Annotated in this window: 17 protein-coding genes; 11 read left to right on the forward strand and 6 right to left on the reverse strand. The window is 72.7% G+C overall.

From position 1 onward, the window contains the following. Positions 1-5: 5 nt before the first annotated feature. On the reverse strand, positions 6-1,418 hold the full coding sequence (locus tag O7604_RS04810; RefSeq protein WP_281578987.1) for an amidase: 1,413 nt from the start codon (positions 1,416-1,418) through the stop codon (positions 6-8). 16 nt (positions 1,419-1,434) lie between these two features. Further along, positions 1,435-2,577: a cystathionine gamma-synthase gene (locus tag O7604_RS04815; RefSeq protein WP_281578988.1), complete on the reverse strand. Its 1,143-nt coding sequence runs from the start codon at positions 2,575-2,577 to the stop codon at positions 1,435-1,437. Positions 2,578-2,672: 95 nt separating this feature from the next. Between O7604_RS04815 and O7604_RS04820 the strand changes: the two genes are divergently transcribed. From O7604_RS04820 to msrA, 4 genes are all read left to right on the forward strand, one after another. Next, positions 2,673-3,002, forward strand: coding sequence for a hypothetical protein (locus O7604_RS04820; protein WP_269702126.1), 330 nt, complete (start codon positions 2,673-2,675; stop codon positions 3,000-3,002). Then, the gene (locus O7604_RS04825; RefSeq protein WP_281579918.1) at positions 3,002-3,694 is read left to right on the forward strand and encodes a nucleotidyl transferase AbiEii/AbiGii toxin family protein; all 693 of its coding nucleotides are present in this window, start codon (positions 3,002-3,004) and stop codon (positions 3,692-3,694) included. Before O7604_RS04820 ends, O7604_RS04825 begins: the two co-directional genes overlap by 1 nt. A 124-nt stretch (positions 3,695-3,818) precedes the next feature. Continuing rightward, positions 3,819-4,232 carry an HIT family protein gene (locus O7604_RS04830; RefSeq protein WP_269702127.1) on the forward strand — a complete coding sequence of 138 codons (414 nt, stop codon included), beginning with the start codon at positions 3,819-3,821 and terminating at the stop codon, positions 4,230-4,232. A gap of 76 nt (positions 4,233-4,308) precedes the next feature. Further along, positions 4,309-4,968, forward strand: coding sequence for a peptide-methionine (S)-S-oxide reductase MsrA (gene msrA, locus O7604_RS04835; RefSeq protein ID WP_281578989.1), 660 nt, complete (start codon positions 4,309-4,311; stop codon positions 4,966-4,968). Positions 4,969-5,033: 65 nt separating this feature from the next. On the opposite strand, the gene O7604_RS04840 is transcribed toward msrA, so the two are convergent. After that, complete coding sequence (locus O7604_RS04840) at positions 5,034-5,387, reverse strand: hypothetical protein (protein ID WP_281578990.1); 354 nt, start codon at positions 5,385-5,387, stop codon at positions 5,034-5,036. After that, positions 5,384-5,851, reverse strand: a complete 468-nt coding sequence (locus tag O7604_RS04845) for a hypothetical protein (protein ID WP_269702130.1) — start codon at positions 5,849-5,851, stop codon at positions 5,384-5,386. The genes O7604_RS04840 and O7604_RS04845 overlap by 4 nt, the downstream gene beginning before the upstream one ends. Before the next feature lie 205 nt (positions 5,852-6,056). On the opposite strand from O7604_RS04845, the gene O7604_RS04850 reads away from it, so the two are divergent. The 5 genes from O7604_RS04850 (at position 6,057) to O7604_RS04870 (ending at position 12,615) form a co-directional block, all read left to right on the forward strand. Next, entirely contained in the window at positions 6,057-7,847 is a 1,791-nt protein-coding gene (locus O7604_RS04850; protein WP_269702131.1) for an N-acetylglutaminylglutamine amidotransferase, read from the forward strand. 2 nt (positions 7,848-7,849) lie between these two features. Next, positions 7,850-9,688 (forward strand): N-acetylglutaminylglutamine synthetase, encoded by a 1,839-nt coding sequence (gene ngg / locus O7604_RS04855; protein ID WP_281578991.1) that lies wholly within the window; start codon positions 7,850-7,852, stop codon positions 9,686-9,688. After that, positions 9,685-10,869 carry an osmoprotectant NAGGN system M42 family peptidase gene (locus O7604_RS04860; protein ID WP_281578992.1) on the forward strand — a complete coding sequence of 395 codons (1,185 nt, stop codon included), beginning with the start codon at positions 9,685-9,687 and terminating at the stop codon, positions 10,867-10,869. The genes ngg and O7604_RS04860 overlap by 4 nt, the downstream gene beginning before the upstream one ends. 310 nt (positions 10,870-11,179) lie before the next feature. After that, positions 11,180-12,109: a ribonuclease Z gene (locus O7604_RS04865; protein ID WP_269702135.1), complete on the forward strand. Its 930-nt coding sequence runs from the start codon at positions 11,180-11,182 to the stop codon at positions 12,107-12,109. Then, entirely contained in the window at positions 12,106-12,615 is a 510-nt protein-coding gene (locus tag O7604_RS04870; protein ID WP_269702136.1) for a GNAT family N-acetyltransferase, read from the forward strand. Before O7604_RS04865 ends, O7604_RS04870 begins: the two co-directional genes overlap by 4 nt. Before the next feature lie 88 nt (positions 12,616-12,703). Here O7604_RS04870 and O7604_RS04875 read toward each other — a convergent pair whose 3' ends face one another. Together O7604_RS04875 and O7604_RS04880 are read right to left on the reverse strand one after the other, a co-directional pair. Continuing rightward, entirely contained in the window at positions 12,704-14,074 is a 1,371-nt protein-coding gene (locus O7604_RS04875) for a cystathionine beta-synthase (RefSeq protein WP_269702137.1), read from the reverse strand. Between the two features lie 76 nt (positions 14,075-14,150). Beyond that, on the reverse strand, positions 14,151-14,507 hold the full coding sequence (locus tag O7604_RS04880; RefSeq protein WP_013474058.1) for a YkvA family protein: 357 nt from the start codon (positions 14,505-14,507) through the stop codon (positions 14,151-14,153). Between the two features lie 141 nt (positions 14,508-14,648). Here O7604_RS04880 and O7604_RS04885 point away from each other — a divergent pair, with 141 nt between their 5' ends. Beyond that, positions 14,649-15,695 carry an SGNH/GDSL hydrolase family protein gene (locus O7604_RS04885; protein ID WP_281578993.1) on the forward strand — a complete coding sequence of 349 codons (1,047 nt, stop codon included), beginning with the start codon at positions 14,649-14,651 and terminating at the stop codon, positions 15,693-15,695. A gap of 76 nt (positions 15,696-15,771) precedes the next feature. After that, positions 15,772-16,584 carry an SGNH/GDSL hydrolase family protein gene (locus O7604_RS04890; RefSeq protein WP_269702139.1) on the forward strand — a complete coding sequence of 271 codons (813 nt, stop codon included), beginning with the start codon at positions 15,772-15,774 and terminating at the stop codon, positions 16,582-16,584. The last annotated feature ends 1 nt before the right edge of the window (position 16,585 follow it).

Raw genomic sequence — 16,585 nt, forward strand, 5'->3', positions numbered from 1 at the left:
GACGATCACGCGGTGGCCGGCGACCCCGTTCCGACGCGGGGATAGCCGGGGGCGTGCCGTGCCCAGGGCGCCTGCATCTCGAACTGGCCGGCCACACCGAGCAGCAGCAGTTCCGAGCCGGGCGGGCCGACGAACTGCACGCCCACCGGCAGCCCGTCCGGGCGGCGGCCGACCGGCACCACGATCGACGGCAACCCGGCGATGTTCCACGGCGCCGCGTACGGGGCGTACCTGATGTTGGTCGACATGTTCGCCAGCCAGGAGCGGCCGGACCACCCGGCGGCCTCCGGCGGCGGCCCGGCCAGCGCCGGGGTGAGCAGCAGGTCGATCGAGTTGTCCGCGAAGAAGTGCACCGACCGTTCGCGCCAGGCGGCCCGGTCGGCCTCCCGCACGTACCCCCGGCGTTGTGCCCACTCGCCGAGCGTGACGTGCCGGCGGCTGCGTCGCTGGAGCCGGCGCGGGGCCACCCCGGCGGCGCGCACGTCGGCGGCGGCGGCCGCGAACCACGTGGCGATGCCCTGGAGGCCGAGCCGGGTCGGGTAGACCGGGTCGGCGGGCACGGTGTCGTGCCCGGCGGCGGCGAGCAGCCGGCCGGCGGCGGCGACCGCGTCCCGGTTCGGCGCGTCCGGCGAGACGCCGCGCACCGGCGAGCGCAGCGAGACACCCACCCGCAGCCGCTCCGGCGGGACCAGCTTGTCCGGCCGGCGCCCGGCCAGCACCGAGAAGCCGACCGCCGCGTCGGCGACGGTGCTGGTGAGCATGCCGTGCTCGGTGAGGCCGAACCAGTCGTCCGCGCCGAGCTGGCAGGGCACCACGCCCCGGCCGGGCTTGAGCCCGACCAGGCCGCAACAGGCCGCCGGGATGCGGATCGACCCGAGACCGTCGTTGCCGTGGGCCATCGGCACCAGCCCGGCGGCCACCGCGGCGGCCGCGCCGCCGGAGGAGCCACCCGGGGTACGCGCCTTGTCCCACGGGTTGCGGGTCACCCCGGTGTCGTCGTCGGTGAGGGCCCACAGGCCCAGCTCCGGCATCCGGGTCACGCCGAGGATGACAGCGCCCGCGCCGCGCAGCCGCCGGACCACCTCGTGGTCGGCCTCCGCCACCTCGGTACGCATCGCGGCCGACCCGTTCCAGGTGGGCAGGCCGGCCACCGGCGTGTTCTCCTTGACCGCCACCGGCACCCCGGCTAGCGGCAGGTTCGCCAGTTCCTCCTGCTCGTCGACCTTCTCCGCCTCGGTGATCGCCTCGCCGCCGCGTACCGTGCGGAACGCGGCCAGCTCGGCGTCGACCCGGGCGACGTGGTCCAGGTGGTCGGCCACCACCTGGGTGGCGGAGACGTCGCCACGGCGTACCGCCCGGGCGATCTGTTTCGCGGTCGTCCCGACCCAGGTCGTCGGCAAGATGTCCGGCACTGCCACCCTCCCCAACCAGCGGTCAGCCCAGGGCCTGCTCCAGATCGGCGAGCAGGTCGTCGACCGTCTCGATGCCGACAGACAGTCGCACGAGATCGCCGGGAACTTCAAGCGGCGAGCCCGCAGCGCTCGCGTGTGTCATCCGGCCCGGGTGCTCGATCAGGGACTCCACGCCGCCCAGCGACTCGGCGAGCACGAACAACCGCGCCCGGTTGCAGATCTGGACCGCGTGCTCCTCGCCGCCCGCCGCGCGGAACGAGATCATGCCGCCGAACCGGCGCATCTGCTTGGCGGCCACCTCGTGGCCGGGGTGCGACGGCAGGCCCGGGTAGATGACCTGGGCGACCTTGGCGTGTCCGTCCAGGTAGGCCGCGATCCGCTCGGCGTTGTCGCAGTGCCGGTCCATCCGTACCCCGAGGGTCTTGATGCCGCGCAGGGTGAGCCAGGCGTCGAACGGGCCGTTGACCGCGCCCATCGCGTTCTGGTGGTAGCGCAGCTCCTCGCCGAGCGCCCGGTCCGCCGCGACCAGCGCGCCGCCGACCACGTCGGAGTGCCCGCCGACGTACTTGGTGGTGGAGTGGACCACGACGTCCGCGCCGAACGCGATCGGCTGCTGGAGGTACGGCGAGGCGAACGTGTTGTCGACCACCAGCAGCGCCCCGGCGTCGTGCGCCACGGCGGCGAGCGCCGCGATGTCGGCGATGCCGAGCAGCGGGTTGGTCGGCGTCTCCACCCACACGATCCTGGTGGTGCCCGGGCGGATCGCCGCCCGCACGGCGTCCGGGTCGGAGACCTTCGCCGGGGTGTACGCCAGGCCCCAGCGCTCGGCCACCTTGGCGAACAGCCGGTACGTCCCGCCGTACGCGTCGTCCGGGATCACCACGTGGTCGCCCGGCTTGCAGACGGTCCGCAGCAGCGTGTCCTCGGCGGCCAGGCCGCTGGCGAAGGCGAGCGCCACCGGGCCGCCCTCCAGCGCGGCCAGGCACTCCTGGAGCGCGTCGCGGGTGGGGTTGCCGGAGCGGCTGTACTCGTAGCCCTCGCGGGGCGCGCCGACGGCGTCCTGGGCGTACGTGCTGGTCTGGTAGATCGGAGGGATCACCGCACCGGTGCGGGCCTCCGGGTCCTGACCGGCGTGGATGGCGAGTGTCTCGAAGCCGTGCCTCATGCCGCAGACGTTAGTCCCCCGCCCGGTCCCGCTCCCGGCAACCCGGCGCGAGTCACAACCGCGAAGGTGTCGGGGCGGTCGGCCATACTGGTCCGGTGAGTACGACCGGGGCGCTCCCCTCTCGCCTGCACGGCGTCGCCGACCGGATCCCGGCCTCGCTGGGTCTCCTGAGCGGCCCGCGGTCGGGGCGGGTCAGCTTGCCCGTGCGCCTCGCCTGGTCGGGCCCCGCCGACTACGACGTGGGTGACCCCGGTGAGCGGCTGACCCTCTACTGCCTCCTGCTGGACTGCGGCCAGCGGGACGACATCATCAGGTACGTCGACGCCGGGCTGCTCCGCCAGGACTGGCCACGTATCCGGCGCTTGACCGCACGCCGGGTGATCCGGCTCTGGGAGCGGCAACTGCCCGATCTCGTCGCCGGGTGATGGACGCGCTGCACCGTCGCCTGCTGGAGATCGGTTTCGCTGCTGGTGACGACCTGGGGTTGATGCTCGCCGGCGGCTATGCCATGTGCGCCCACGACCTGGTCGACCGACCCTCCCAGGACATCGACTTCGCCACGGCCGCCGCGCTGCCGCTCGACGCCGTGACGGATCGCCTCGCCGCCGCCTACGTCGCGGCCGGGTTCTCCGCTCGGATCATCGAGTCGACGCCGCGCATGGCTCGCCTGCTGATCTCGGACGACACCTCCTCGTGCGAAGTCGACCTGCTCAAAGAGGCGCTCGCGCCGCCCGCCCGCATGGCGCTGGGCCCGGTGCTGGCGTTCGAGGATGCGGTCGGGCTGAAGGTCCGGGCGCTGCACGACCGTGCCGCGCACCGGGACTACATCGACGTCCGCGCAGCCTCAGAGCGGCTCACCTGGTCGGAGCTGGAGCACCTCGGCGCCCGGCACACCGCCGGCTTCTCGTTGGACGAACTGGCCGACCGGCTGGGTGGTGTGACGGAGCGGGACAGCCGGACATTCCGTTCGTACGGACTCACCGAGCAGCAGGTCGACGAGTTGCGCGGATGGGCGCTGCGATGGGAGGCGGACATCCGGGCTCGCCTCGCCAACGGCGAGACCGGCCCGACCGGCATCCCCGAAGACGACTGGGACGCCTACCTCGACCGCGCCTGACCAACGGCCGGCCTTCTCGTCGATCATGAGGTTGACGGTGGTTGGGGTCCGATTTGTCGCAGCCAACCTCATGATCAACGCTCGCCCGGAGGTGGGGTGGGCGGGCCGGGCCTAGGGTGGGCGGATGAGCGGGTGCGTGTTCTGCGGGATCGTGGCGGGCGAGGTGCCGGCCTTCCGGGTGACCGACGAGCCGGACGGGGTCGCGTTCCTCGACACCCGGCCGGTGTTCAAGGGACACGTGCTGGTGGTGCCCCGCACCCATCTGGTCACCCTGTCCGACCTGCCGGCCGACGTGCTGCCCGGCTACTTCCGGCTGGTGCAGCGCATCGCCGTGGCCGTGGAGTCCGGTCTGGGCTCCGGCGGGACGTTCGTGGCGATGAACAACCGGGTGTCCCAGTCGGTTGCGCACCTGCACACCCACGTGGTGCCCCGGACCAAGGGCGACGGCCTGCGCGGCTTCTTCTGGCCGCGTACCCGGTACGCCGACGACGCCGAGGCGACGGAGTTCGCCGGGCGGATCTCGGCGGCGCTGGCCTGACACCGGCGTGGGCGGGTAAGGAACCGGGGGGCGACGCTGTTGCACACGCTGGGAAAGCCAAGAGAGGAGTCCCACCGTGTTCCTCCGCCGCATGAAGGCCGAAATGATCTCTCCTGACCAGGCCCTGCCGGGCCGTCCGATCGCGATGCCGATCGCCGACCGGCACGAGGTGCTGCCGTCGACGTTGAAGGGCCCGTTCCCCGAGGGCGCGCAGGTCGCCGTCTTCGGCATGGGCTGCTTCTGGGGTGCCGAGCGGCTGTTCTGGACCCTCCCCGGCGTGATCACCACGTCGGCCGGTTACGCGGGCGGGTACACCACCAACCCGACGTACGAGGAGGTCTGCTCGGGTATGACCGGGCACGCCGAGGTGGTCCAGGTGGTCTACGACCCGTCGAAGATCGCCTACGAGGACCTGCTGAAGGTCTTCTGGGAGAACCACGACCCGACCCAGGGCATGCGCCAGGGCAACGACGTGGGCACCCAGTACCGCTCGGCGATCTACACCACCACCGACGAGCAGGCCGCCGTCGCGAAGGCGTCGCGGGACGCGTTCGCGCCGATCGTGGCCCGGGCCGGCAAGGGTGAGATCACCACCGAGATCGCCCCGCTCGGCGACTACTACTTCGCCGAGGACTACCACCAGCAGTACCTGGCCCCGACGAAGAACCCGAACGGCTACTGCAACCACGGACCGAACGGGCTGAGCTGCCCAGTCGGCGTGGCCCGCATCGCGTAGTCAGACGGAGCACTGCCCCACTCGGGCCCTCGTCCCTCAGGGACGAGGGCCCGAACGCGCCACTGTCAATCGGTGGCTCGGGGATGGCCGGTTCCGGCGTGCTTGATCCAGCAGGTTCGGGTCTGGTCGTCGACCAGGTACCAGATGCGGCCGCCGGCGGTGACCTCGTACTGCCACTGCGACAGAGCCCTACCGTTGTGCACCGCGGTGGCGAGGGAGCCCTTGAGGGGGTGCTGGCGGCTGGTCGGCGGAGACGGGCACGGGTGCGCCTCGATCGCGTCGAACGCGCCGCGGGTGTTCGACGCAGCCTGCCGGCACAGCTCCTCCCAGCCCTTGGCCGCGTCATTGGTGGCGAAACGCAGGGTGTACCCACCGGGTCGGGGTGGCGGGGCAGCGCGGTCGCCGCGCTTCGCGCTCACTCGCCGGTCGGGCGCGTGACCGGCCCGAAGTCGTCGGCGCTGGGCGCGGACAGGATCCGATGCAGGTCGGGATCGGCGTGCACCTCGGCGGTGTGCCGCCATTCCGCGAGCAGCTGGGACACCGCCGCGGTGCTGCCGACAGCGGCTGCGGCCTCGGCCGTGGCGATGAACTCATCGGTCATCTGCTCGGCGTCCCCCTGCGGGAGAAACCGCATCCAGGGCAGCACGGTCGGGAGCGTCTCCCGGACCAGGGCCGGCTCTCGCCGCGCCAGGCCGGCCAGCAGCCGCGCGGTCAGATCGACCACCGCCCCTTCGGCCTCAGCCCGTTCGGCGGACATCAGCACCAGGTCGGCGGCGTCCCGGCGACGCAGCCGCAGTGCCCGGGTACGGGCCAGTCGTTCCGCGGTTTCCGTGGGCTGGCGCAGCAACTCGGAGAACGGCACCGATTCCAAGGGCATCGACATGACATCAATACTACTTCAGAAGTAACACGCTGCGGCATTCCTCACACCCACGCGGGTGCCGAATCCGGACATCTGGTGGAGTGCGGCAGGAACAGCAGGCGTGACAGGCACCCACCCTGCGTGACGGCGCATCGTAGCAAGCTGTCACACGTTCGTCATCGTCTCAACAGGCGAACTGCAACATGCTCTGGCAGCATTGGCTCGTATGTGCGGACTTGCGGGAGAGTTCCGCCGTGACGGTTCACGCGCCGATGTCTCGGCCGTGGAGCGGATGGCGGCCACGATGAGTGACCGAGGGCCCGACGACAGCGGCGTCTGGTCGCAGGGCCCGACAGCGCTGGGACACCGGCGCCTGAAGATCATCGACCTGTCCGCGGCGAGCGGCCAACCCATCGTTGACGCCGCCGCCGGACTGACCGGCGTCTTCAACGGCTGCATCTACAACTACCGGGAACTGCGCGCCGAGCTGCAGGCCAAGGGCCACCGCTTCTTCTCGTCCGGGGACAGCGAAGTAGTGGTCAAGGCGTACGCCGAGTGGGGGCTCGACTTCGTCGACCACCTGATCGGCATGTTCGCGGTCGCGATCAGCGAGCGCGACACCGGCCGCCTGGTGCTGGCCCGGGACCGCCTCGGCATCAAGCCGCTCTACCTGGCCGAGAGCCCCGGCGTGGTGCGTTTCGCCTCCACCCTGCCGGCGCTGCTCGCCGGTGGCGGCATCGACACCACCATCGACCGGGTGGCGCTCGCCCACTACCTGAGCTTCCACAGCATCGTGCCGCCGCCGCGCACCATCCTCGCCGGCGTCACCAAGCTGCCGCCGGCCACGGTCCGGGTGTACGAGGCGGACGGCTCCACCCACGAGCGGGTGTACTGGGACCCGACCTTCGGCCGTGCCGCCGAGCGGGCCGGCTGGTCCGAGCGGGACTGGCAGGACGCGCTGCTCGACTCGCTGACCACCGCCGTACGCCGCCGCATGGTGGCCGACGTCCCGGTGGGCGTGCTGCTCTCCGGCGGCCTCGACTCCAGCCTGGTCGTCGCGCTGCTGGCCGGCGAGGGGCAGGCCCGGTCCGGCCTGGCCACGTTCTCCATCGGCTTCGACGCGGTCGGCGGCCGGGAGGGCGACGAGTTCGTCTACTCCGACCTGGTGGCGAAGACGTTCGGCACCGACCACCACCAGATCCGGGTGCCCACCGGTGACCTGCTGCCGCCGCTGGAGGCCGCCGTCGCGGCCATGAGCGAGCCCATGGTCAGCCACGACTGCGTCGCGTTCTGGCTGCTCAGCCAGGAGGTCGCGAAGCACGTCAAGGTGGTCCAGTCGGGCCAGGGCGCGGACGAGATCCTGGGCGGCTACCACTGGTACCCGCCGCTCGCGGGGGTGGACCGGGAGCAGGCGCTCGAGACGTACGCAAAGGCGTTCTTCGACCGCGACGCGGCCGGACTGGCCCGGGTGCTCAACCCGGCGTGGCTGGCCGACGGCGATCCGGCGCGGGAGTTCGTGGCCGCGCACCTGGGCCGCGCGGGCGCGCAGACCGCCGTCGACGCCGGCCTGCGGATCGACACCCAGGTCATGCTGACCGACGACCCGGTGAAGCGGGTCGACAACATGACCATGGCGCACGGGCTGGAGGCCCGGGTGCCGTTCCTCGACCACGAGTTCGTCGAGCTGGCCGCGAGCTGCCCGCCGGAGCTGAAGCTGGCCCAGGGCGGCAAGGGCGTGCTCAAGGAGATCGGTCGCCGGGTCCTGCCGCACGAGGTCATCGACCGCCCCAAGGGCTACTTCCCGGTGCCCGGCCTCACCCACCTGGAGGGCAAGCTCCTCGACCGGGTACGCGACGCGCTCACCGCCCCGGAGGCGCGCCGACGTGACCTGTTCCGCGCCGACTACGTCGACGCGCTGCTCGCCGACCCGAATGCCGAACTGACCCCGTTGAACGGAAACAAGCTGTGGCAACTGGGACTCCTGGAAATGTGGCTCCAGAGCCACGGAATCGACTGACCGTGACCGACACCCTCGCCACCGGAACGGCGCGTACCGACCGGGAACGGGTGCTGGGCCGGCGCCGGGAACGCACCGGCCCGGGCGGTGACCCGATCGCACCGGGTACGCCGGAGCCGCGGCAGCCGGAGACCGCGTCCACCGACGCCTCGGGCGTGGTGCTGGACTGCGGCTGGGGCCGGCTCGTGTTCGGGCAGACGTTCGACGACCAGGTGCACGTCGCAGACGTGCTGCGCTCCGAGGCGGTCGGCGCCCGGGACATCTGCATCTACCTGCGCGATCCGCACGTGCTGGTGTCCCGGCTGCCGGACGAGCTGTTCATCGACCCGTCGCTGACGTACCGGCTGCCGCTGGGCGCGAAGCGGCCCGCCGCCACCGAGGGCGGTGACGTGCCCGGGCTGACCGTCCGGCCGCTGCGCGACGCCGCCGACGCCGAGGCGGTGAACCGGATCTACGCGCGCAACGGCATGGTCACCGCCCCGGTCGAGGTGCTGGTGGACAACGCCGGCACGGACCGGTTCCTGCACCTGGTGGCCGAGGACGCCACCGGTGAGGTGGTCGGCACCATCACCGGCGTGGACCACGTCGCGGTGTTCGGCGACCCGGAGAACGGCGCCAGCCTGTGGTGCCTGACGGTGGACTTCAACACCGCCCCGCCCGGCACCGGGCAGGCGCTGCTCACCGCGCTCGCCGACCGGCTCGACGGGCGTGGACGGGCGTTCGTGGACCTGTCCGTGCTGGCCGAGAACGCGGGCGCGATCCGGCTGTACGAGCGCCTCGGCTTCCACCGCACCGGCACGCTCTGCGTGAAGCGGAAGAACCCGATCAACGAGCGCCTGTTCCTGCCCGCCATGCCCGAGGGGTACGACGAGCTGAACCCGTACGCGAAGATCGTCGCGGACGAGGCGATGCGCCGCGGCATCCGGGTCGAGGTGACCGACCCGAACTGGGGTGAGCTGAAGCTGACCACCGGCGGCCGGACCATCCACACCCGCGAGTCGCTGTCGGAGCTGACCTCGGCGGTGGCGATGAGCCGCTGCGACGACAAGCGGGTGACCCGGCGCATCCTCACCGAGGCGGGGCTGTCGGTGCCGCGCGGCCGCACGGCCACCGGCGAGCCCGACGACGTCGCGTTCCTGAACGACGTGGGCCCGGTGGTGGTCAAGCCGGCGCGGGGCGAGCAGGGCAACGGCATCACCGTCGGCGTGCGTACGCCGGAGGCCCTGACCGCGGCCGTCGAGCTGGCCCGCCGGTTCTGCCCGGACGTGCTGATCGAGGAACTGCGCGCGGGCGAGGACCTGCGGGTCGTGGTGATCGACCACGAGGTGGTCGCCGCCGCGGTCCGCCGCCCGGCGCAGATCACCGGCGACGGGGTGCACGACATCACCGAGCTGATCGAGCGGCAGAGCCGCCGCCGGGCCGCCGCCACCGGCGGTGAGTCCCGCATCCCGGTCGACGACATGACCCGCGAGGTGGTGGCGGAGGCCGGGTACCGGATGCACGACGTGCTCCCGGAGGGCGAGGTGCTCGCGGTCCGCCGGACGGCCAACCTGCACACCGGCGGCACGATCCACGACGTGACCGCCGAGCTGCACCCGGCGATCGCCGAGGCGTGCGTCACCGCGAGCCGGGCGCTGGACATCCCGGTCACCGGGCTGGACCTGCTGGTTCCCGCCCCGGACCAGCCGGAACACGTGTTCATCGAGGCGAACGAGCGGCCCGGACTGGCCAACCACGAGCCGCAGCCCACCGCCGAGCGTTTCGTCGACCTGCTCTTCCCGGGTACCCGGGCACCGCAGCGACTCTGGTCGCCGGCCGGTGCGGCAAGCTCTGGGGCATGACCGCACGCAAGCCCCAACCGCTCAAGCTCGACCTCGACTACCTCCGCCAGGTGCTGGTGGAGCTGCTGGAGATCCCCAGCCCGTCGGGGCGCACCGACCACATCCAGCAGTACGTCGGCGAGCGGCTCTCCGCGATCGGGATCAGCTCCACGCTGACCCGTCGCGGGGCGCTGAGCGCCTGCCTGCCCGGTCCCCGGGAGACCGGCGCCGACCGGGCGATCGTGGTGCACACCGACACCATCGGCGGCATGGTGAAGCGGCTCAAGGAGAACGGGCGGCTGGAGGTCAACCCGATCGGTACGCACAGCGCCCGCTTCGCCGAGGGCGCCCACGTGCGGATCTTCACCGACGACCTGGAGCGGGTCGTCACCGGCCAGGTGCTGCCGCTGAAGGCGAGCGGCCACCGCTACAACGAGGCAGTCGACCTTCAGGGCGTCGGCTGGGAACTGGTCGAGGTGCGGGTGGACGAGCCGGTGCACGACGAGGCCGGGCTGCGGGCGCTCGGCATCGACGCCGGGGACTTCGTCGCGTTCCTGCCCAACCCCACGATCACCCCGAACGGGTACGTCAAGTCCCGGCACCTGGACGACAAGGCGGGCGTGGCGGCGGTGCTGACCGCGTTCAAGGCGATGGTCGACGCCGGGATCACCCCGGCGGTCACCGCGCACCTGCTGGTCACCGTCACCGAGGAGATCGGCCACGGCGCCAGCCACGGGCTGGACCCGGACGTCGCGGAGATCGTCTCGGTGGACGCGGCGGTGGTCGCGCCGGGCCAGCAGTCCCGGGAGACCGCTGCGACACTCGCGATGGGCGACGGGGTCGGCCCGTTCGACTACCACCTGACCCGCAACCTCGCCTCGATCGCCAAGGAGCACGGCGTCGACCTGGTCCGGGACGTGTTCGACTACTACCGCTCGGACGTGGCCGCCGCGGTCGAGGCCGGCGCGCACGCCCGGGTCGCGCTGCTCGGGTTCGGCGTGGACGCCACCCACGGCCACGAGCGCACCCACCTCGACGGCCTGCACCAGCTCACCCAGCTGCTCTGCCTCTACCTGCAGAGCCCGCTGGTCTTCCCCGAGTGGGACGCCGAGCCGGAGGGCGACCTGGCCGACTTCCCGTCGCTCGCCGTGCAGCCGGCGAACGAGGAGGGCCCGCGCGAGGGCCCGATCGGCCTGGACTGACCGGGGCCTGTGATCGAAATCCGTTGCCGCGGCCGCCGCGTAGTGGATAGCGTGGCGGTACACGGGAAAGGAGGTGGTCCAGACTTGTATAGCAATCGGACTCGTGAGGTGGCTGTCCGCTAGCCGCTGTCCTCGACAGTGAAAACTCGCCCGCCGCGAGGCGGGCACCTGCAGGATCGTCGAGACCGTGTGGCAGCGGTGCGGCGAAACCACGACAGCCACCCGACCCCCGGGGTGCCGGCCCAGTCCAGCCGGCCCGCGCGCGAGCGCGGAAGCCCCGGGGGTCGCTTTTTGCGCTCGGGAGGGTGCGGTGTCCATGCGTGAGCTGGTGGTGCTCGGTACGGCCAGCCAGGCCCCGACCCGGCAGCGCAACCACAACGGCTACCTGCTGCGCTGGGACGACGAGGTGATCCTCTTCGACCCGGGCGAGGGCAGTCAGCGGCAGATGCTGCACACCGGGATCACCGCCACCGACCTGACCCGGATCTGCGTCACCCACTTCCACGGCGATCACTGCCTCGGCCTGCCCGGCACGATCCAGCGCCTCTCGCTGGACCGCGTACCGCGCCCGGTGGCGGTGCACTTCCCGGCCGGCGGCGCCGAGTACTTCGCCCGGCTGCGCCACGCCTCCAGCTTCTACGAGACCGCCGAACTCGCCGTCGAACCGATCGACACCGACGGGCAGCGGATCACGCTGGGCATCGGCACGCTTGAGGCCCGCCGGCTGCGGCACCCGATCGAGACGTACGGGTACCGCCTGGTCGAGCCGGACGGCTGCCGGATGCTGCCGGAGCGGCTGGCCGCGTACGGCATCGCCGGTCCGGACGTGGGGCAGCTGCTGCGCGACGGCCACCTGGACCGCGACGGACGCCGCGTCACCCGCGACGAGGTGAGCGTGACCCGGCCGGGGCAGCGGTTCGCGTTCGTGATGGACACCGGGCTCTGCGACGGCGTGTACGCGCTGGCCGAGCACGCCGACCTGCTGGTGATCGAGTCGACGTTCCTGGAGTCGGAGGCGGCGCTCGCCGCCGAGGTCGGGCACCTCACCGCCGGCCAGGCCGCGCGGGTGGCGGCCGAGTCGGGGGTACGCACGCTCGTGCTCACCCACTTCTCCCAGCGGTACGCCGACCCGCGCCGCTTCCACGACGAGGCCAGGGAACACTTCACCGGTGATCTGGTGATCGCCGAGGATCTCCAGACGGTTCCGGTGCCGCCCCGGCGGGTACCGTCGCCCGGGTGACGATCTCCCTACGTTCCGCGACCGAGGCCGACCTGATGGCGGTCGGCGCCCTGCACCAGCGTTCCCGGGTGGCGGCGTACTCGTCGTTCCTGCCGCCCGAGTCGCTGGCCGACCCGACGCCGGAGGCGATGGGCCGCTACTGGGTGGAGCGGCTGACCTGGGAGGGCGCCGACCACCGGATGACAGTGGCCGAGCGGGACGGGCGGCTGGTGGGGTTCAGCTACCTCGGGCCGGACGACGAGGGCGACCCGGCGACCGGGCTGCTGAACGCGATCCACCTGGAGCCGTCCGAGCGGGGCCGGGGCACCGGACGGGCGCTGATGGTGGACGCGCTGGACGCGATGCGGGCCCGGGGATGGACGCGCGCGGTGCTATGGGTGCTGCGGGACAACGCCCACGCGCGCCGGTTCTACGAGCGCGGCGGCTGGACCGCGACCGGTGAGCAGCGGGACGAGCACATCGGTGCGGCGCTCGTCCCCCAGCTCCGCTACGCCCGCCGGGTGTAAGGAAGGGCCCCTTATTAACGCCTCCGGTAGAGGAAGGGCCCCTTGTTAACACCCGGTGTTAACAAGGGGCCCTTCCTTACAAGCAGGGTCAGCGGGCGCCCAGGTGGGCGAGCAGGTCCTGCCGGGTCAGCACGCCCTTGGGCTTGCCGTCGACCAGCACCAGCGCGGCGTCGGCCTTCTCCAGCAGACCGACCGCCTCGCTCACCGGCTGGCCGCCGCCGATCATCGGCAGCGGCTCGCCCATGTGCCGCTCGATCGTGTCGTGCAGGTGGGCCTGGCCGGTGAACAGGGCGTCGAGCAGGTCCTTCTCCGCGATCGAACCGGCCACCTCACCGGTCACCACCGGCGGCTCGGCCTTCAGCACCGGGAGCTGCGAGACGCCGTACTCGCGCATGTAGTCGATCGCGTCGCGGACCGTCTCGGTCGGGTGCACGTGCACCAGCTCGGGCAGGCCACCGGGCTTGCCGGCGAGCGCGTCGGCGACGGTCGGCTCGGTGCCCGAGTCGTCCAGGAAGCCGTACCGGGCCATCCACTTGTCGTTGAAGATCTTCGACAGGTAGCCCCGGCCGCCGTCCGGCAGCAGCACCACGATCACGTCGTCCGGGCCGGCCTTGCGGGCCACCTCCAGCGCACCCACCACGGCCATGCCGCAGGAGCCGCCGACCAGCAGACCCTCCTCGCGGGCCAGCCGGCGGGTCATCTCGAAGGACTCCTTGTCCGACACCTCGACGATCTCGTCGGCGATCTTCTGGTCGTACGTCTCCGGCCAGAAGTCCTCACCGACGCCCTCGACCAGGTACGGCCGGCCGGTGCCGCCGGAGTAGACCGAGCCCTCCGGGTCCGCGCCGATCACCTTGACCCGGCCCTCGGACGCCTCCTTGAGGTAGCGGCCGATGCCGGAGATGGTGCCGCCGGTGCCGACGCCCGCCACGAAGTGGGTGATCTTGCCCTCGGTCTGCTTCCACAGCTCCGGGCCGGTGGTCTCGTAGTGCGAGCGCGGGTTGGCCGGGTTGCTGTACTGGTTGGGCTTCCACGCGCCGGGGATTTCCCGGGCCAGCCGGTCGGAGACGTTGTAGTAGGAGCGCGGGTCCTCCGGCGCGACGGCGGTCGGGCAGACCACCACCTCGGCCCCGTACGCGCGCAGCACGTCCTGCTTGTCCTGGCTGACCTTGTCCGGGCAGACGAAGACGCATCGGTAGCCCTTGAGCTGGGCCACCAGGGCCAGGCCGACGCCCGTGTTGCCGCTGGTCGGCTCCACGATCGTGCCGCCCGGCCGCAGGATGCCCGCCTTCTCGGCGTCCTCCACCATGCGCATCGCGATCCGGTCCTTGACCGAGCCGCCCGGGTTGACGTACTCCACCTTCGCCAGCACGGTGGCCTGGATGCCCTCGGTGACGTTGCGCAGGCGGACCAGCGGGGTGTTGCCGATCAACTCGACGACGTTGTCGTAGTACTGCACCTCGTTGTGCCCTTCGTCGCGCCGCCGTCGTGGGGCGGTCGGTCAGCCGTCAGTTCGCCGACCAGCGTACGTGGCGTCAGGGCACCACATGCCCGGGGATGACGGAGCTGCGACGTGCCTCCCACTCCAGGAAACGCTCGGTCTCGGCGAGCACGCTGCCCGCCAGCCAGGTCACCATGACCGCGTCGTCGGCCAAGCCGAAGATCGCCAGCGGGATCTCCGGCAGCAGGTCGATCGGGGAGACGATGTACGCCGTCGCCCCGGCCATCAGCGCCAGGCGCAGACCGCCGTCGTACTCGCCCCGGGTGGTCGCCCGGATCATCCTCGGCAGCGCCGCCAGCCGGGCACCGAGCGACGGCCCGCCCCGCGTGCCCGCCGCCAGCGCCCGGGCCAGCGCGGCGAACGCGGCGCTGCGCTTCAACGTCTTCCCCATGATGTCGCCCCTCTCCGCTCGACCATGGTGAGGCCCGGTGGCAAGCCCGCGCCCGCTGCCCCCATCGGTACCCAATCCGGGCACCGCCCAGCCATCCGATCACGGACAGCAGTGGTCGTACCGGCGCGATACTGTCGGTTCATGGGGGACGCTGGTTCCGTCGCGCCGGTCCGCCGGCAGCGCGCCCGGCAGATCGCCCGCCTCGCGGCGATCGGCACGGGCGCCACGGTGGCGGCCACCGCCGCCACCGGCGGGGTGCTGCTCGGCCAGGCCCGGCAGGCCCGCCGCACCATCCCGATGGCGCAGGCCCCGCCACCCCGCTGCAACGGCGTATACGGCGCGAAACTTCCCGGCCCACCGGTCACCATGGTGATCCTGGGCGACTCCTCAGCGGCCGGCTACGGCGTGCACAGGCGCCGCGAGACACCGGGCTCGCTGCTGGCCACCGGGCTGTCCCGCCGCCTGCACCGGCCGGTCCGGCTGCACCGGTTCGCCGTGGTCGGCGCGCTGTCGTCCGGGCTGAAGCCGCAGGTCGAGTCCGCCCTGGAGGTCGAGCCGGACGTGGCGGTGATCCTGGTCGGCGGCAACGACGTCACCAACCGCACGCCGTTCTCGGTGGCGGTGCGCTACCTGACCGACGCGGTCCGCACGCTGCGGGCGGCCGGCTGTGAGGTGGTCGTCGGCACCTGTCCCGACCTGGGCACCATCCGGCCGATCCAGCCGCCGCTGCGCTGGCTGGCCCGGCGCTGGAGCCGCCAGCTCGCCGCCGCGCAGACGGTGGGCGTGGTCGAGGCCGGCGGCCGTGCCGTCTCGCTCGGCGACATGCTCGGGCCGCGGTTCGCCGCCGAGCCCGCCCGGATGTTCGCCTGGGACCGGTTCCACCCCTCCGCCGAGGGGTACGCGATAGCCGCGGCGGCGTTGCTGCCCACCGTGCTGTCCGCGCTGGGCGCGGTCCCGGAACGCAGGCCTGTCCTGCCCGGCGTCGAAGGCGTACGGTCGCTCCCGGAGGCCGCCCACCAGGCGGCCCGGCACGCCGGCACGGAGGTCAGCGGCGCCCAGCTCCGGGGTCGCGACCGCGGGCCGGGCGGGCGGTGGGCGCAGCTTCGCCGGCGGGCCTTCTTCGGCGTCGGCGCGGTGCCACCGACCGGCAGCGCCGCCGACTCGGCAACGCTGGAGGGAACGGCATGAGCGAGCGCAGCGAGCGAATCGGCCAGCTCAGCGCGGAGGTGCCTCGTGGCGGCACGGAGCGAAGCGGAGTGACGGCATGAGCGAGCGGAACGAGGTGGCCCGGTGGGGCCGGGCCGCGGCCCTGTCGCTGCTGGCCGGCACGGTGGGTGGCGCGGCTGTCCTCGCCGGCCAGGCCATCGCCGCCCGCACCCGCGAGTACGCCCAGCCCGAGCTGGGTCTGGTGCTGCGCGCGACGGTCGGCCGTGCGGACGCGCCGCCGCTGCGGCTGGTGCTCCTGGGTGACTCGTCGGCGCTCGGCGTGGGCGTGGACCGGTTCGAGGACACCATCGGCGGCCAGCTCGCCAACCTGCTCGCCGAGGGGCCGACCGGCCGCCGGGTGCAGCTGTCCAGCGTCGGGGTCTCCGGCTCGCGTGCCACCGACCTGGCGACCCAGGTGGCCCGGGCGCTGCTGGGCGAGCGGCCGGACGTGGCGGTGGTGCTGATCGGGGCGAACGACGCCACGGCGATGGCCCGGCCCGGTGACGCGGCGGCCTACCTCGGCTCGGCGGTACGCCGGCTGCGGGAGGCACACGTCGAGGTCGTGGTGGGGACGTGTCCCGATCTCGGGGCGGTACGCGCGGTCGCCGCACCGCTGCGTCAGGTGCTCGGCTGGTCCGGGCGGCGGATGGCGCGGGCCCAGACGGCGGCCGTGCTGGACGCCGGGGGCACCGTGGTCGACCTGGGCACCGAGACCGGTCCGGTGTTCCGCGCGGACGCGGGCACGCTCTGCCACGACGGCTTCCACCCGTCCGCAGACGGCTATCGGGTCTGGGCACACGCCCTGCTGCCGGCGGTCGAGGCCGCGGCGGCCGTGGCGTTCCGGCACCACCGCCGACCGCCCACGGGGTGAC

Origin of the sequence: Micromonospora sp. WMMA1947 (assembly GCF_027497355.1) — a bacterium.
Classification (GTDB): domain Bacteria; phylum Actinomycetota; class Actinomycetes; order Mycobacteriales; family Micromonosporaceae; genus Micromonospora.

Coding starts and splice junctions, on each gene's coding strand:
- O7604_RS04815 (WP_281578988.1), bottom strand. CDS start 2,577: ATGAGGCACGGCTTCGAGACACTCGCCATCCACGCCGGTCAGGACCCG.
- O7604_RS04825 (WP_281579918.1), top strand. CDS start 3,002: ATGGACGCGCTGCACCGTCGCCTGCTGGAGATCGGTTTCGCTGCTGGT.
- O7604_RS04830 (WP_269702127.1), top strand. CDS start 3,819: ATGAGCGGGTGCGTGTTCTGCGGGATCGTGGCGGGCGAGGTGCCGGCC.
- O7604_RS04845 (WP_269702130.1), bottom strand. CDS start 5,851: ATGTCGATGCCCTTGGAATCGGTGCCGTTCTCCGAGTTGCTGCGCCAG.
- O7604_RS04850 (WP_269702131.1), top strand. CDS start 6,057: ATGTGCGGACTTGCGGGAGAGTTCCGCCGTGACGGTTCACGCGCCGAT.
- O7604_RS04860 (WP_281578992.1), top strand. CDS start 9,685: ATGACCGCACGCAAGCCCCAACCGCTCAAGCTCGACCTCGACTACCTC.
- O7604_RS04880 (WP_013474058.1), bottom strand. CDS start 14,507: ATGGGGAAGACGTTGAAGCGCAGCGCCGCGTTCGCCGCGCTGGCCCGG.
- O7604_RS04885 (WP_281578993.1), top strand. CDS start 14,649: ATGGGGGACGCTGGTTCCGTCGCGCCGGTCCGCCGGCAGCGCGCCCGG.
- O7604_RS04890 (WP_269702139.1), top strand. CDS start 15,772: ATGAGCGAGCGGAACGAGGTGGCCCGGTGGGGCCGGGCCGCGGCCCTG.